Origin of the sequence: Mycobacterium gordonae (assembly GCF_017086405.1) — a bacterium.
GTDB classification, from domain to species: Bacteria; Actinomycetota; Actinomycetes; order Mycobacteriales; family Mycobacteriaceae; genus Mycobacterium; species Mycobacterium gordonae_D.
In genome coordinates this window covers 6327335-6340892 of sequence record NZ_CP070973.1, presented here as the reverse complement: position 1 = coordinate 6340892, position 13558 = coordinate 6327335, and the positions used below count along the sequence as shown (strand labels likewise).

At 66.4% G+C, this 13558-nt stretch carries 13 protein-coding genes and 2 pseudogenes; 8 read left to right on the top strand and 7 right to left on the bottom strand.

The features are described 5' to 3' along the window. Nucleotides 1-81: 81 nt before the first annotated feature. Nucleotides 82-1386: a TetR/AcrR family transcriptional regulator gene (locus tag JX552_RS27220; protein ID WP_205874869.1), complete on the bottom strand. Its 1305-nt coding sequence runs from the start codon at nucleotides 1384-1386 to the stop codon at nucleotides 82-84. Nucleotides 1387-1444: 58 nt separating this feature from the next. Beyond that, a complete protein-coding gene (locus tag JX552_RS27215; protein ID WP_205874868.1) occupies nucleotides 1445-2317 on the bottom strand; it encodes an alpha/beta fold hydrolase in 873 nt (290 codons plus the stop codon). Nucleotides 2318-2429: 112 nt separating this feature from the next. Between JX552_RS27215 and JX552_RS34325 the strand changes: the two are divergent. The 3 genes and pseudogenes from JX552_RS34325 to JX552_RS33790 all read left to right on the top strand — a co-directional run. Beyond that, a pseudogene (locus JX552_RS34325) lies at nucleotides 2430-2609 on the top strand (sulfurase); the annotation flags it as partial. Next, nucleotides 2569-2982 carry a 3-alpha domain-containing protein gene (locus JX552_RS32830; protein ID WP_241010744.1) on the top strand — a complete coding sequence of 138 codons (414 nt, stop codon included), beginning with the start codon at nucleotides 2569-2571 and terminating at the stop codon, nucleotides 2980-2982. The pseudogene JX552_RS34325 and the gene JX552_RS32830, both read left to right, overlap by 41 nt. Then, entirely contained in the window at nucleotides 2952-3110 is a 159-nt protein-coding gene (locus tag JX552_RS33790; protein WP_346779291.1) for a hypothetical protein, read from the top strand. The genes JX552_RS32830 and JX552_RS33790 overlap by 31 nt, the downstream gene beginning before the upstream one ends. On the opposite strand, the gene JX552_RS27205 is transcribed toward JX552_RS33790, so the two are convergent. Genes JX552_RS27205 through JX552_RS27195 form a run of 3 tightly spaced genes read right to left on the bottom strand, consistent with a single transcriptional unit; the run spans nucleotide 3079 to nucleotide 5649 of the window. Continuing rightward, nucleotides 3079-3816: an SDR family NAD(P)-dependent oxidoreductase gene (locus JX552_RS27205; RefSeq protein WP_205874867.1), complete on the bottom strand. Its 738-nt coding sequence runs from the start codon at nucleotides 3814-3816 to the stop codon at nucleotides 3079-3081. The genes JX552_RS33790 and JX552_RS27205 overlap by 32 nt on opposite strands. Before the next feature lie 4 nt (nucleotides 3817-3820). After that, nucleotides 3821-4627 carry a family 1 encapsulin nanocompartment shell protein gene (locus JX552_RS27200; protein ID WP_205874866.1) on the bottom strand — a complete coding sequence of 269 codons (807 nt, stop codon included), beginning with the start codon at nucleotides 4625-4627 and terminating at the stop codon, nucleotides 3821-3823. Then, nucleotides 4624-5649 (bottom strand): Dyp-type peroxidase, encoded by a 1026-nt coding sequence (locus tag JX552_RS27195; RefSeq protein WP_205874865.1) that lies wholly within the window; start codon nucleotides 5647-5649, stop codon nucleotides 4624-4626. The genes JX552_RS27200 and JX552_RS27195 overlap by 4 nt, the downstream gene beginning before the upstream one ends. Nucleotides 5650-5693: 44 nt before the next feature. On the opposite strand from JX552_RS27195, the gene JX552_RS27190 reads away from it, so the two are divergent. Together JX552_RS27190 and JX552_RS27185 are read left to right on the top strand one after the other, a co-directional pair. Further along, entirely contained in the window at nucleotides 5694-6953 is a 1260-nt protein-coding gene (locus JX552_RS27190) for a M18 family aminopeptidase (protein ID WP_205874864.1), read from the top strand. 10 nt (nucleotides 6954-6963) lie between these two features. Continuing rightward, nucleotides 6964-7311: a VOC family protein gene (locus JX552_RS27185; RefSeq protein WP_205874863.1), complete on the top strand. Its 348-nt coding sequence runs from the start codon at nucleotides 6964-6966 to the stop codon at nucleotides 7309-7311. Here JX552_RS27185 and JX552_RS27180 read toward each other — a convergent pair. Further along, nucleotides 7305-7949, bottom strand: coding sequence for an acetyl-/succinyl-CoA transferase (locus JX552_RS27180; protein ID WP_205874862.1), 645 nt, complete (start codon nucleotides 7947-7949; stop codon nucleotides 7305-7307). The genes JX552_RS27185 and JX552_RS27180 overlap by 7 nt on opposite strands. 68 nt (nucleotides 7950-8017) lie before the next feature. On the opposite strand from JX552_RS27180, the pseudogene purL reads away from it, so the two are divergent. The 3 genes and pseudogenes from purL (at nucleotide 8018) to cpdA (ending at nucleotide 11963) form a co-directional block, all read left to right on the top strand. Further along, a pseudogene (gene purL, locus JX552_RS27175) lies at nucleotides 8018-10308 on the top strand (phosphoribosylformylglycinamidine synthase subunit PurL). Further along, nucleotides 10296-10946 (top strand): Rv0804 family intramembrane glutamic endopeptidase, encoded by a 651-nt coding sequence (locus JX552_RS27170; protein ID WP_205878718.1) that lies wholly within the window; start codon nucleotides 10296-10298, stop codon nucleotides 10944-10946. The pseudogene purL and the gene JX552_RS27170 overlap by 13 nt, the downstream one beginning before the upstream one ends. Nucleotides 10947-11003: 57 nt before the next feature. Continuing rightward, complete coding sequence (gene cpdA / locus JX552_RS27165; protein ID WP_205874861.1) at nucleotides 11004-11963, top strand: 3',5'-cyclic adenosine monophosphate phosphodiesterase CpdA; 960 nt, start codon at nucleotides 11004-11006, stop codon at nucleotides 11961-11963. On the opposite strand, the gene JX552_RS27160 is transcribed toward cpdA, so the two are convergent. Then, nucleotides 11908-13506, bottom strand: a complete 1599-nt coding sequence (locus JX552_RS27160; RefSeq protein WP_205874860.1) for a stealth family protein — start codon at nucleotides 13504-13506, stop codon at nucleotides 11908-11910. The two genes, cpdA and JX552_RS27160, sit on opposite strands and share 56 nt — an antisense overlap. Between the last annotated feature and the right edge of the window lie 52 nt (nucleotides 13507-13558).

The following is a 13558-nucleotide window of genomic DNA, read 5'->3' as shown; positions in this document are numbered from 1 at the left end:
TGTCTCCCTCCCAAGACCAATGGGCGATGTATCCCATTATTGTGGGCCCAGCATCCCAATTTGTGCACGCGGTGGTATGGCTCAGCGCCCGTCGGCGAAGGAACCCACGTAGTCGACGGCGGCGTTGAGTGCCGCACGCATGGGTTCTGCGCGACCGGTGGCATGGGTGAGCATTGCCCCACCCTGGTGGGCGACGACCAGCGACACGGCCAGGTGTCGCGGGTCGGCCTCGGAGCGCAGATCACCCCGGCGGCGCATGGAAGCCAACCCGGTGGAGAAGATGTCGATCCACTCGTCGTACCCACGGGCGACGTCGGCATGGATCTCGCTGTCCGCGTCGATCAGTTCACCTGCCAACGATCCGTACACACACCCACCGAGTCGATACACGGTGTCCACGTCAGCCATGCAGGCGTCGGCCCAGGCGCGCAAGGCATCTACAGTGTCGAGCGCGCCCACGCGTGCCTGGGTGTGAAATGTTCGCACGTCTCGGCGACGGGTGGCGACGACCTGGCGAATGAGATCGCGTTTGTCCCGAAAGTAATGCGTGATCTGCGATCCGCTCACCCCCGCGCGGGTGCGCACCTGGTCGATGCTGGTGTTGGCCACTCCCCGTTCGAAGACGAGGGCGGCCGCAGTGTCGACGATCCGGGATCGGGTGGCCAGTCCCTTCCGGGTGAGCTGGGCAGCGGTCTGGTCGTCGGACCGGGGCGACGCGCCCGTGATGCGGGGACGTGGGGCCGGGCGGGGCGCGCGTTCGGCGGGGTCGGTGGCGAACATGCGCAAATAGTTGACGGCGAACCGCGTCGCATCGGCGTGCGGCCACTCGGCCCGATACGTGAAGGCCAGGGTGCCGCCCCCTTGATGAGCGCACACGATGACCCACGCCAGGGCGCGCGGCTGCACGTCGGCGACCAGCGTCCCCTTGTCCTTCATCCGCTGGATCGCCTGTTCGAACAGCTTCATCCACTGCTGATACCCGGCGGCCAGGGCCAAGCGCGTTGAGTCATCGGACTTGGCGAGTTGGGCGGCAAGGGCGTGATAGGTGGGCGTGCCGGTGTACTCGATCCGTCGCAGGTAGTGCATGTTGAGGTCAACCCAGCGCTCGTAATCCTCGAATGCGTCCAGGTTTCCCAGCTTTGGCTGGCGGTGGAAGTCCAGCACGACACCGATTTGTCGGCTGATGACGGCCCGGATCAACGCACGCTTGTCGGCGAAATAGTGTGCGAGTTGGGAACCGCTCACCGACGCGGCTTTGCGGACGTTCTCCATGTTGAACGCCGCCAGGCCCTCGGCGACGATCAACTCGGCGGTGGCGAGCACGATGCGGTCGCGGGTGGCGCGCCCCTTGGCGGTCAGCCGCTGCTCGGCGTCCGAATCGGCCATCGCGCCAGGCTAACCCGCCACCGCCGAGAGCTATGGGACATTCAGCCCATTAGTCGCGTCATGCGGCCATGCGGTTCCCGGCCAGGAAGGTGCGGCTCAGCTCGGCAACCTCGGCGTGCGCCGACTCCAACAGGAAGTGGCCGCCGTCGAGCAGATGGATCTCGGCGTGCGGCAGATCCGTGCGGAAGGCCGTGGCGCCGGCCGGGCCGAATATCTCATCACCCCGGCCCCAGACCGCCAGCAACGGAACTTCCGACGTGCGGAAATACTCATGCAGCCGCGGATACAACGGCGCGTTGGTCGCATAGTCGCGAAACAGCTTGAGCTGCAACAGATCATTACCGGGGCGGGAGATCAGCGCGAAATCGTGGTGCCAGCATTCGGGATCGACCAGTGTCTCGTCGGGCACGCCGGTCAGGTATTGCCAGCGGGTGGCGTCCAGCGTGAGGAACTGTCGGACCGCAGCTTCGTTGTCGGGACTCGGGTCCTCTTGATACGCCCATATCGTCTTCCAGAAGCTCTCGACGAAGCCCGCGTCATACGCGTTGCCGCTCTGGCTGATGATCGCGGTGACGGCAGACGGGCGGCGCAGCGCCAGGCGCCACCCGATAGGTGCGCCGTAGTCCTGCACGTACATCGCATACCTGTCGATGCCCAGGTTGCTCAGCAGTCCGGCGGTCACATCGGCGAGTGCATCGAAGGTGTAGTCGAACTGGTCGGCGGACGGCGCGTCGGACAGTCCGAAGCCCAGGTGGTCAGGTGCCACCACGTGGAACTGGTCGGCGAGCTCGGGAATGAGATTGCGGAACATATACGAACTGCTTGGAAATCCGTGCAGCAGAACCACTGTGGGTGAGCGCGGGTCGCCGGCCTCGCGGTAGAACAGCCGGTGGCCGTCGACGGTGGCGTAGCGATGGTGGACGGTCGGCATGGCGAGCTCCCTCGGACGGGCATTTTGGGTTGCACAACCCATTATGCACGCCGCAGTCGTCGGCACTAGTCTCAGTGTTTTGACGGATTCGCCGTCGGCCGAGGAGGCACCGATGGGAAACTTGATTTCAGTCAACGTGGGCATGCCCAAAGATGTGCAATGGAATGACAAGACCGTGCACACCGGAATCTGGAAGACACCGGTCGACGGGTCGCTCGTGGTGCGTCGACTCAACATTGACGGCGACGGACATGGCCGACGTCGACGCGCTGCTTTACCTACCCGATCGCAACACCGGGCAACTGCGCAAGATCGTCGACGTCGCTGCGTTGAGTCCCGGATGGCACCAATCCTTCACCGACTTGCTGGCTGAGCAAGACGGAGTGACGGCTCTGCACACCATCCGGATTCCGGATACCGAGGTGTTCGCCGCGGAGATCACGGATCTGCTCGCGGCCATGCCGCAGGCGATACGGCGTGTGTTCTACACCGAAGCGCGGAGTCGCCTGCACCGGCGGGAGGTGTCCGCACTGGACCAGCCGAGCACTGGCACCGCCTATCTGGTGGGGGTGCCGGACACTCCGAATCATGCGACGTGCCAACGCGTTTCTCATGCCGCATCGGAGTGTGTCACATGTGTGCCACCAACGTCCTGGCCGGACTGACGATCTATGTCCGGCCGCCGCTGGAACCGCCCGAGTCGGGCGAGGTGCTCATCTGCTCCGCCGTTCCCCGACAACGAGCTGGTGCTGGACCGGTGGCTATCGGGCGAACGAGGTCTCGCCGCCGGTGACGTTGAAGATCGCGCCGTTGACGTAGCTGGCCTCGGGTGAGACGAGAAATACTACCGCGCTGGCGATTTCGCCGGCATCGGCGACGCGGCGCAGCGCGGTGACCCCGGCCAGCTTCTCCAGCAGGTCAGGGATGCCCTCCGTTCCCGGTGTGTCGGTGGGGCCGGCCGCCACGGCGTTGACGCGGACGCCGGACTCGCCGAATTCGTCCGCCCACACCTTGGTCAACAGCTCCAGGGCGGCTTTGGTGGCACCGTAGATCCCGCCTTTGCGCTTGGGGGCCGAGGCGGCGAGCGTGCTGATGTTGACGATCGCGCCGTGGCCCCGTCCGACCATCCCGGGTGCGAGTGTCTGCACCAGTAGATACGGGGCGCGCATGTTGACGTTCACGTGTTCATCGAAGACGGCGTCGTCGGTGTCGACGGTGTCGCCGAAGATGAAGACGCCGGCGTTGTTGATCAGGATGTCGACGTCGCCCGCTTCGGCGGCCAGTCGCCGCACCTGCGCGGCATCGTTCAGCTCGGCAGCGATGAAACGCGCTTTGCCGCTGCTATTTTCGATCTCCCGCACCACTTCGGCGCCGCGTTGCGCATTGCGCCCGTGCACCACCACCTCGGCGCCGCGCTGCGCGAGCTGCAGTGCGATGGCGCGGCCGATTCCGGACGTGGCGCCGGTGACCAGCGCCCTATGGCCGGCGAACGTCGTCATGGCGCTAGTCTCCGGGGGGAGTGAGGGCGACCGATGCCTCGGCGGTGTAGCACAGGAAGGTCAGCGTCTCCTGCAGGTAGAGGTGCACGGTGTCGGCGTCGTGACTGAGATAACCGATCGCCACGTCGGTGCCCAGCTGCAAGTCGAAATCACCACCGCGAGTGGTCAACACGAATGCGCCGTCGATGGCCGGCGCCCAGATGATGTCGCCGTCGACCAATCGGTTGAGGTGCTCGAGGATCGGATAACCGTGTTCGGTGGTCTCGCTCACCTTGGTGTAGGCATCGGCGGACAGCAGCACCGAGTACGGGCCGTCGACGCCGGCCAACCGCAGCTCGGTCAAAGCCTGGGTGATCACGTCCGGGATGTGGCGGGGGTCGTCCGGCAAGGTCAAGGGGGGGTTCGAGCTACAGCTGCGGATGCCCTGAATCGATGCCGGGGCATATCCCTCGAAGATGCCGCGGTCTTCCACAAACGCCAGCTTCTTGGCGGCGACCTTGACCGGCTCCCAGTCCGAGTCGCTGGAGCCACGCTCGACGTCGTCGATCTCGTTGCGGGACAGGGTGAACGGGACGCGCAGCCGCACCAGCGGGCGACTGTCGCGTAGGTGGGCGATCACGCCGTCGGTGGGCGACTCCAAGTCGATCAGCCGGCCAGTGCTGACCGCCGCCGTCACCGGGCCGCCCGGCCCGCTGACGTCCACGACCCGGCGACCGGCGATATGCCGCTTGAACGTCCGTGCCGCCTCCAGTTCGATTTCAGCCCAGGCGGATTCGGTGATCGGCGCCAGGTCGCGATAGAGATTGTTCATTGGGAGGTTCCTTTCAGGCTGCCGATCGAGAGTGAGCCGTCGGAGGAGGGCCGGGTCGCGGCCGGCGCCGGCGCCGGCGACAGGGGCAGGGCGGGCGGATCGTCGAGGAAGTCGACGGTAGGGGAGAAGAACAACCCGCCGGTGACGGCGGTCGAGAAATCCAGTACCCGGTCGGTGTTGCCCGGCGGATCTCCGAGGAACATGTTGCGCAGCATGCGCTCTGTCACCGCCGGCGCACGCGAATAGCCGATGAAGAACGTGCCGTACTCGCTCTTGCCCACCTCGCCGAACGGCATGTTGTGGCGCACGATCTTCAGTTCGGTGCCGTCGTCGTCGGTGATGACGTTCAGCGCGATATGAGAGTTGGCGGGCTTGACGTCGTCGCCGAGTTCGATGTCTTCCAACTTGGTTCGGCCGATGACCCGCTCCTGCTCGGTGACCGACAGGGACTCCCAGGAGGTCATGTCGTGCACGTACTTCTGCACGTGGACGTAACAGGATCCGGCGAAGTCGGGATCCTCCTCCCCGATCGTCGTCGCGCTGGCGGCGATGGGACCGTGCGGATTCTCGGTGCCGTCGACGAATCCCAGCAGGTCGCGGTTGTCGAAGAAGCGGAAGCCATGCACCTCGTCGACGACCGTCACCGCACCGGCCATCGCCTTGAGAATGCGGCCGGCCAGTTCGAAACACACGTCCATGGACTCGGCCCGGATGTGGAACAGCAGGTCGCCCGTCGTCGCGGGTGCGCTGTGGCGCGGGCCCGTCAACTCGGTGAACGGGTGCAACTCGGCCGGCCGCGGACCGGAGAACAACCGGTCCCAGGCGTCGGAACCGATGGAGGTGATCGCCGACAGTCGTTTGGTCGGGTCGCGGAACCCGATCGCCCGCACCAAACCGGAGATGTCGGGCAGCGCGGCATGGACCGCCTCCTCGCCGCCGTCGTCGATGGTGGCTACCAGAAAGATGGCGGCCGGGGTCAACGGCTCGAGGATGGGCTGCGGCTGAACTGCGGGCACAGGCAAGACCCTAACGCCCTTGTGCAGGCGACGGTGCCTAACCTTGCTACATGGTGGCCACTGCCCCCGGCCTGGGTGAATTCATCGACGCGTCCCCGTCGCCGTTTCACGCGTGCGACACGGCGGCCGCCCGGCTGCTCGATGCCGGATATTCCGAACTCAGCGAATTCGATCGCTGGCCCGTGCGGCCGGGGCGCTATTTCATGCGCCGCGCGGGCTCGCTGGTGGCGTGGAGCGCAGGCGCAGGTCTGATCCCGTTCCGGATCGTCGGCGCACACACCGACAGCCCCAACCTGCGGGTCAAACAGCAGCCGGACCGCTGCGTGGCCGGCTGGAAGGTGGTGGCGCTGGAGCCCTACGGGGGTGTGTGGCTGAACTCGTGGCTGGATCGCGACCTGGGCATCAGCGGTCGGTTGTCGGTGCGGGATGGCACCGGGGTGAGCCACCGGTTGGTCCGTATCGACGAGCCGATTCTGCGGATTCCGCAGTTGGCCATCCATCTCGCCGAGGACCGTCAGTCGCTGTCGCTGGATCCGCAGCGACACCTCAACGCGGTGTGGGGCGTGGGTGACGCAGCCGAGTCGTTTGTCGGCTACGTCGCCGAGCGGGCGGGAGTGCCCGCAGGAGATGTGCTCTCCGCTGATCTCATGACGCACGACCTGACGCCCGCGACGGTGGTGGGCGCCGACGGCAGCCTGCTCAGCGCGCCTCGGTTGGACAACCAGGCCAGCTGCTATGCGGGACTTGAAGCTCTGCTGGCAGTTGCACCCGATGCGTTCCTGCCGGTGCTGGTGCTCTTCGATCACGAGGAGGTCGGTTCGACGTCCGACCATGGCGCGCAATCGAACCTGTTGAGCTCTGTGCTGGAACGGATCGTGCTGGCCGCGGGCGGCACTCGCGAAGACGTCCTGCGGTTGCTGCCCGCATCGTTGCTGGCGTCGGCCGACATGGCGCACGCCACCCACCCCAACTACCCGGAGCGCCACGAGCCGGGACACCAGATCGCGGTCAACGGCGGACCGGTGCTCAAGGTGCACCCGAATCTGCGGTACGCGACCGACGGACGCACAGCCGCGGCCTTCGCTCTGGCCTGCGAGCAGGCGGGGGTGCCGCTGCAGCGTTATGAGCACCGGGCCGACCTGCCGTGCGGGTCGACGATCGGGCCGATGGCCTCGGCGCGTACCGGCATTCCGACGGTCGACGTCGGCGCTCCGCAGCTGGCCATGCATTCCGCGCGGGAGTTGATGGGCGTGCGCGATGTCGGTGCGTATGCGACGGCACTGCAGGCGTTTCTGGCGCCGCAGGAATAGTGTCGAGCGTATGGCGCTCAAACTGGAGATGGTGACGTTCGACTGCACCGAGCCGGCGACGTTGTCCGGCTGGTGGGCCGAGCAATTCGGCGGCACGACGCACGAGCTGCTGCCCGGCGAATTCATCGCGGTAGCCACGCCCGAAGGGCCGCGGTTGGGGTTCCAGAAGGTGCCCGATCCGACGCCGGGCAAGAACCGCGTGCACCTCGATTACATCGCCGCGGATGTGGACGCCGAAGTCTCGCGACTCAAAGACGCCGGGGCAACCGAGGTCGAACGGCACAGCATCGGCGACAACTTCCGCTGGGTGGTGCTGGCTGACCCCGAGGGTAACCAGTTCTGCGTGGTTGGTCAGTAGCCCAGACCGAACAACGGCCGACAGCGGTCGAAGCCGTCGATGCGCACGTCAACTGGGCGACGGCGCTCCCAGTCACCCCGGGTCAGCCGGAACCGCAGCTGCTCGGCCATGACTCCCTCCCGCGCAACGCGCTCCACGCCGTCGTCGCGGTAGCCGATGCGACGCGACACCGCGATCGAGGCAGGGTTGTCGACGAACGACGCGGAGGTTGCCACCTCGGCCCCGAGCGCTGCGAAGGCGAAATGCACCACCGCCGCCCGCATTTCGGTGCCGTAGCCCTGGCCCTGGTAGCGCAGGCCCAGCCACGATCCTGATTCCACGCGCCGGGCGACCGGAAATTCCTTGGCTATCAGTCCCTGTACGCCCACCGCTTCGCCGTCGATGACGACCGCCAGCGGCAGATGCCAATCATGCGGGTGAAACCTGGCCAGTTCCCGCCACAGGAAGGAGAGCGTGTTGAACGGAAGCTGCTCGCGCGCAACCCGGGTCCAGGGAACCGCGAACGGCATCCGGTCGGGCTCGTGCACACCGTCGAGCGCGGCGTCGATCAGCTGGTCGATGAGGTCCTCGGTGGGCAGCCGCAGCTGCAGCCGCGGCGTGGTGATCCGCAGGTCGAACAGCGGCCAGTGACGAGACATCCGATCATTATCTGGACCGCCGCGGCGGAAGTCAGCCGGTTTTCCGGCGGGAACCTAGACTGTGCACCGTGACGAGCCCCCACGCGACTGACACCGTCGAGCACGCCGCGACCACCCCCGACCAGCCGCAACCGTTCCACGAACTGGGCCTCAAAGACGACGAGTACCAGCGCATCCGCGAGATCCTCGGCCGCCGGCCCACCGACACCGAGTTGGCCATGTACTCGGTGATGTGGAGCGAGCACTGCTCGTACAAGTCGTCCAAGGTCCACCTGCGGTATTTCGGTGAAACCACCACCGAGCAGATGCGCACCGGAATGCTGGCCGGCATCGGCGAGAACGCGGGCGTCGTCGACATCGGCGACGGGTGGGCGGTCACCTTCAAGGTGGAATCGCACAACCACCCTTCGTACGTGGAGCCCTACCAGGGCGCGGCCACCGGCGTCGGCGGCATCGTCCGCGACATCATGGCCATGGGGGCGCGACCCGTCGCGGTGATGGACCAGCTGCGGTTCGGCGCCGCCGACGCGCCCGACACCCGCCGGGTTCTCGACGGCGTGGTCCGCGGCATCGGCGGCTACGGCAACTCGCTGGGCCTGCCCAACATCGGGGGCGAGACCGTCTTCGACGCGTGTTACGCCGGCAACCCTCTGGTGAATGCGTTGTGCGTCGGCGTGTTACGGCAGGAGGACCTGCATCTGGCGTTCGCCTCCGGCGCCGGCAACAAGATCGTCCTGTTCGGTGCGCGCACCGGGCTGGACGGCATCGGCGGTGTCTCGGTGCTGGCCTCGGACACCTTCGATGTTGAAGGCGCCGGAGACGCTGCGCGCAAGAAGCTGCCGTCGGTGCAGGTCGGTGACCCGTTCATGGAGAAGGTGCTCATCGAATGCTGCCTGGAACTGTATTCCGGCGGCCTGGTGATCGGCATCCAGGACCTCGGTGGTGCCGGATTATCCTGCGCCACTTCTGAGTTGGCGTCGGCCGGGGACGGCGGTATGGCGATCGACCTGGACGCGGTGCCGCTGCGGGCCAAGGACATGACCCCCGCCGAAATCCTCTGCAGCGAGTCCCAGGAGCGGATGTGCGCGGTGGTCGCTCCGGAGAACGTCGAGGCGTTCATGGCCGTGTGCCGCAAGTGGGAGGTACTGGCCACCGTGATCGGTGAGGTCACCGACGGGGACCGGCTGCGCATCACCTGGCGCGGCGAGACCGTCGTCGACGTGCCACCGCGCACGGTGGCCCACGAGGGCCCGGTGTACCAGCGTCCCGTCGCCCGCCCTGACACGCAGGACGCGTTGAATGCGGACTCGTCGAAGACGCTGCCCCGTCCCGTCACCGGTGACGAGCTGCGCGCGACTCTGCTTGCGCTACTGGACAGTCCGCACTTGTGCAGCCGCGCCCTGATCACCGAGCAGTACGACCGCTACGTACGCGGTAACACCGTGCTGGCCGAGCACGCCGACGGCGGGGTGCTGCGCATCGACGAGTCCACCGGCCGCGGTATCGCTTTGTCCACCGACGCCTCGGGGCGCTACACCAAGCTCGATCCCTACACCGGCGCCCAACTCGCGCTCGCCGAGGCGTACCGCAACGTGGCCGTCACCGGCGCCACACCCGTCGCGGTGACCAACTGCCTCAATTTCGGCTCACCCGAGGACCCCGGCGTGATGTGGCAGTTCTCGCAGGCGGTGCGCGGCTTGGCCGATGGCTGTGCGGCCCTGGGTATTCCGGTCACTGGCGGCAATGTCAGCTTCTACAACCAGACGGGCTCGACCGCGATCCACCCGACCCGGTGGTCGGGGTGCTCGGTGTCATTGACGACGTCAGCCGGCGTATCCCCACCGGCTTGGGTACCGAACCGGGGGAAAGCCTGCTGCTGCTCGGCGATACCCGCGACGAGTTCGACGGCTCGATCTGGGCACAGGTGACCGGCGACCATCTGGGCGGGCTGCCGCCCGCGGTGGACCTGCTGCGCGAGAAGCTGCTGGCCGAGGTGCTGGCCGCCGGCTCGCGTGACGGGCTGATCACCGCCGCCCACGATCTGTCCGAAGGCGGCTTGGCGCAGGCAATCGTAGAATCGGCGCTCGGGGGCGAAACTGGTTGTCGCATAGTGCTTCCCGAGGGTGTCGACCCCTTTGTGACGCTCTTCTCCGAGTCGGCGGGCCGGGCGCTGGTCGCAGTGCCGCGCACCGAGGAGAGTCGGTTCCGGTCGATGTGCGAGGCGCGGGGACTACCCGCGGTCCGGATCGGTGTCGTCGATCAGGAGTCGGACGCCATCGAGGTGCAGGGGCTGTTCACGGTGTCGCTGGCGGAGTTGCGCGAGACCTCGGAGGCGGTGCTGCCGCGATTCTTCGGTTAAGACTCCCCGCTCTGGGCCTGGCTGCCGCCCTGGTCGGCTGGAGCCTGCTCAGCCCGCGGGTGCCATCCCCCTACCGGACACCGGCGCAGGCCGCTGCCGGCGGCCTGCTGGCCTTGCTGACCGGTGCGCCTTTGGGTTTCCGCGCACCCCAGGTGTGGGCGGGAGTGCGATTGGGCTCGACGGCGGCGGCACTGGTCGCAGCCACGATCGCGGCGACAACGCCGGTGCCGAAGGTGCGGCTGTCGATGTCGGCTCGGGAGCTGCCCGTGTCGGTGCCAGGCTGGTTGGGGTGGCAGATCCCGGTCGGCACGGTATGGGCCGAGGAGGCTGCCTTTCGCGGGGCCCTGGGCGACACGGCCGCGAAGGCGTTCGGCCCTACACGCGGACGGCTCTTGCAGGCCGGCGTGTTCGGGCTGTCGCACATCGCCGACGCCCGCGCGGTGGGCGAACCGCTGCTGCCCGTCGTGCTGGTAACCGGCGCGGCCGGCTGGGTGTTCGGCTGGCTGGCCGAGCGCAGCGGAAGCCTGGTTGCGCCGATCCTGGTGCACCTGGCCATCAACGAGGCCGCTGCGATAGCCGCTATTTCGGTGCAGCGGCGAACGTGGGACGGCTCACACGACGCGCGATCTGGCGCCTAAGCCCCTACACTTGTTAATTGCTTGTTAAATCCCCAGCTGGAGAGGGCGGCACCCCCGGTGCACAGACTCAGGGCCGCGGAGCACCCACGGCCGGATTACGTACTTCTGCACATCAGCGACACCCACCTCGTCGGTGGGAACGGTCCGCTATACGGCGACGTGGATGCCGACGGTCGCCTGGGTGAACTGCTCGGACAGCTGAACAGCTCCGGGGTGCGCCCTGACGCGATCGTGTTTACCGGTGACCTGGCCGACAAAGGTGAACCGGCTGCCTACCGCAAGCTACGTGACCTGGTGGAGCCGTTCGCGGCCGACCTGGGCGCCGAACTCATCTGGGTCATGGGCAACCACGACGATCGGGCCGAACTGCGGCGCCTGCTGCTGGACGAGGTGCCGTCGATGGCGCCGGTGGACCACGTACGCCTGGTCGACGGGCTGCGCATCATCACGTTGGACACCTCGGTGCCGGGGCATCACCACGGTGAGATCCGGGCAACTCAATTGGCTTGGCTCGCGGAAGAACTGGCGACGCCGGCCCCTGACGGCACAATTCTGGCCCTGCACCATCCGCCGATCCCGAGCGTGCTCGACATGGCCGTCACCGTGGAACTGCGCGACCAGGCCCCCCTGGGGCAGGTGCTCAAGGGCAGCGATGTTCGCGCCATCCTGGCCGGGCACCTGCACTACTCGACCAATGCCACCTTCGTGGGAATCCCGGTATCGGTCGCCTCGGCGACCTGCTACACCCAGGACCTGACGGTCGCCGTCGGCGGAACCCGCGGCAGGGACGGCGCTCAGGCCTGCAACCTCGTGCACGTGTACCCGGAAACCGTTGTGCACTCCGTCATTCCACTGGGCGGCGGGAACACCGTGGGCACCTTTGTCTCCCCGGTTCAGGCGCAACGCAATATTGCCGAGGCCGGCATTTTCATCGAGCAGTCGTCGCGGCGCGACTCCCTTTTCACCCACCCTCCGATGGTGCTGACGTCGACGGCACCGCGAAATCGGGCCGACTGACGTCAGCAGCGACCTTCTCCCAGGGCGCGGGGATCGGGAAGTAGCGCTCCAGGAAGTTGACAACCTGTCTGGCGCGCTCGGCCGCGCAGACTTCGGGAAAACTGCTGTCGTTGAGGCAGAAGAAATCGTAGCGGCGATTCTTGCGCAGCTCGGGCAGTAGCCGCAGTCCCGCCTGCGTGGTGGTGTTCACATACCGGACTCGGGCCTTCTCCTGCGGTACGGCGCGTCCGGTCATCAGTGCGTAGTAGTGATAGAAGGAATTGGTCACCGAGATGTCGGTGCTGGAACGAAACGCGCTGGCCTGAGTCCGGGCGAAGTCTTCCGGAAATTCCTGTTCCATCTCTTGCAGCACGCTCTTGCGCAGCGGAGCGGCGGTGTGCTCGAGATGGCGGGTGATGATCTGCCCGAACCGTTCGAACAGCAATTGTCGGTTGACCCTGGCGGCGTTCTCGAAGCCGCTTCGGGAGGTGTCGTTGGCGCCCAGTCCGATCCGGGTCTTGGCCTCGATGAATCTGCTGACGCCGCCGGGGGAGAAGAACATGCTGGCCTTCAGTGGCCGTCCGAAGAACATGTCATCGTTGGAGTACAGGAAATGCTCGCTCAGGTCGGCAATGTTGTGCAGTTGGCTCTCCACCGCATGGGAGTTGTAGGTCGGTAGCGCCGCCGGATCCGAGAAGTGTTCGACGGCAGGCACGATGGTGATCTTGGGGTGCTCGGCCAACCACGCCGGCGGCGCCGAATCGGTCGCGATGAAGATGCGACGTATCCACGGGGCGAACATATTCACCGAACGCAGCGCGTACTTCAATTCGTCGATCTGGCGGATTCGTGCTTCGGCGTCGTCGCCTTCGCCGACGATATGCCCCGACATCTGCGCTGCGCGCTGGGCGCGAAAGGCCGGATCGCTGCCGTCGACCCACGAGAACACCAGGTCGATATCGAAGGTGACATCACTGGCGTGCGGGGTGAACATGCCCTCCAGGGTCGGCCACTTGTACCCGTAAAGCTTGACGGTTGCCGGGGTGACTTCGGCCCGCGGCAGGAGTCTGCGGGTCAAGGAGTTCTCGACCGGGCATTCGATCATGGTCTCCTCGAAGACCCAGAATTGCAGATCGACTCCGAAAGCGGGGCCGAAGCGAAAACCCCCTGGTGCGATCCGACGCCGGTACAACCGCAGGATGCGTGAATCCGGCGCCGCGGACAAGCGGCCGTCGGCCAGCAAAGAAGGGGAGATCCCAGCCACGTCAAGAGTTTTGGCGTACATCGGTTCGGTGGCGCAGGCGGTGGCCAGCGCACGCTCTACCGCGGAGCGCAGTCGGATGTCGACGGCGAGAACTGGGCGGTCTCGGTGATTACGGATCAGCAGGAATGGAATATCGGCCCGATTCAACGTCTTCCGAAGAAAGATCAGGTCCTCGATCTGCGCTTCATGCGGGGTCAGGCTCGATTCCATCCGGGCGATCTTGCCGCGGCGGGTCACGACGATGGGGTTCAACGAGCGTGGGCCAGGATGGCTACCGTCGCGTGAAAAGATCTTGGGCATCAAAACACCGCCTCAGCTCGAAGTGACCACAGCAACCGGAGAATTTCATACT

Coding starts and splice junctions, on each gene's coding strand:
- JX552_RS27185 (WP_205874863.1), top strand. CDS start 6,964: ATGGCGCTCAAACTGGAGATGGTGACGTTCGACTGCACCGAGCCGGCG.
- JX552_RS27180 (WP_205874862.1), bottom strand. CDS start 7,949: ATGTCTCGTCACTGGCCGCTGTTCGACCTGCGGATCACCACGCCGCGG.
- JX552_RS27220 (WP_205874869.1), bottom strand. CDS start 1,386: ATGGCCGATTCGGACGCCGAGCAGCGGCTGACCGCCAAGGGGCGCGCC.
- JX552_RS27215 (WP_205874868.1), bottom strand. CDS start 2,317: ATGCCGACCGTCCACCATCGCTACGCCACCGTCGACGGCCACCGGCTG.
- JX552_RS33790 (WP_346779291.1), top strand. CDS start 2,952: ATGTGTGCCACCAACGTCCTGGCCGGACTGACGATCTATGTCCGGCCG.
- JX552_RS32830 (WP_241010744.1), top strand. CDS start 2,569: ATGGCCGACGTCGACGCGCTGCTTTACCTACCCGATCGCAACACCGGG.
- JX552_RS27190 (WP_205874864.1), top strand. CDS start 5,694: ATGGTGGCCACTGCCCCCGGCCTGGGTGAATTCATCGACGCGTCCCCG.
- JX552_RS27160 (WP_205874860.1), bottom strand. CDS start 13,506: ATGCCCAAGATCTTTTCACGCGACGGTAGCCATCCTGGCCCACGCTCG.
- JX552_RS27200 (WP_205874866.1), bottom strand. CDS start 4,627: ATGAACAATCTCTATCGCGACCTGGCGCCGATCACCGAATCCGCCTGG.
- JX552_RS27205 (WP_205874867.1), bottom strand. CDS start 3,816: ATGACGACGTTCGCCGGCCATAGGGCGCTGGTCACCGGCGCCACGTCC.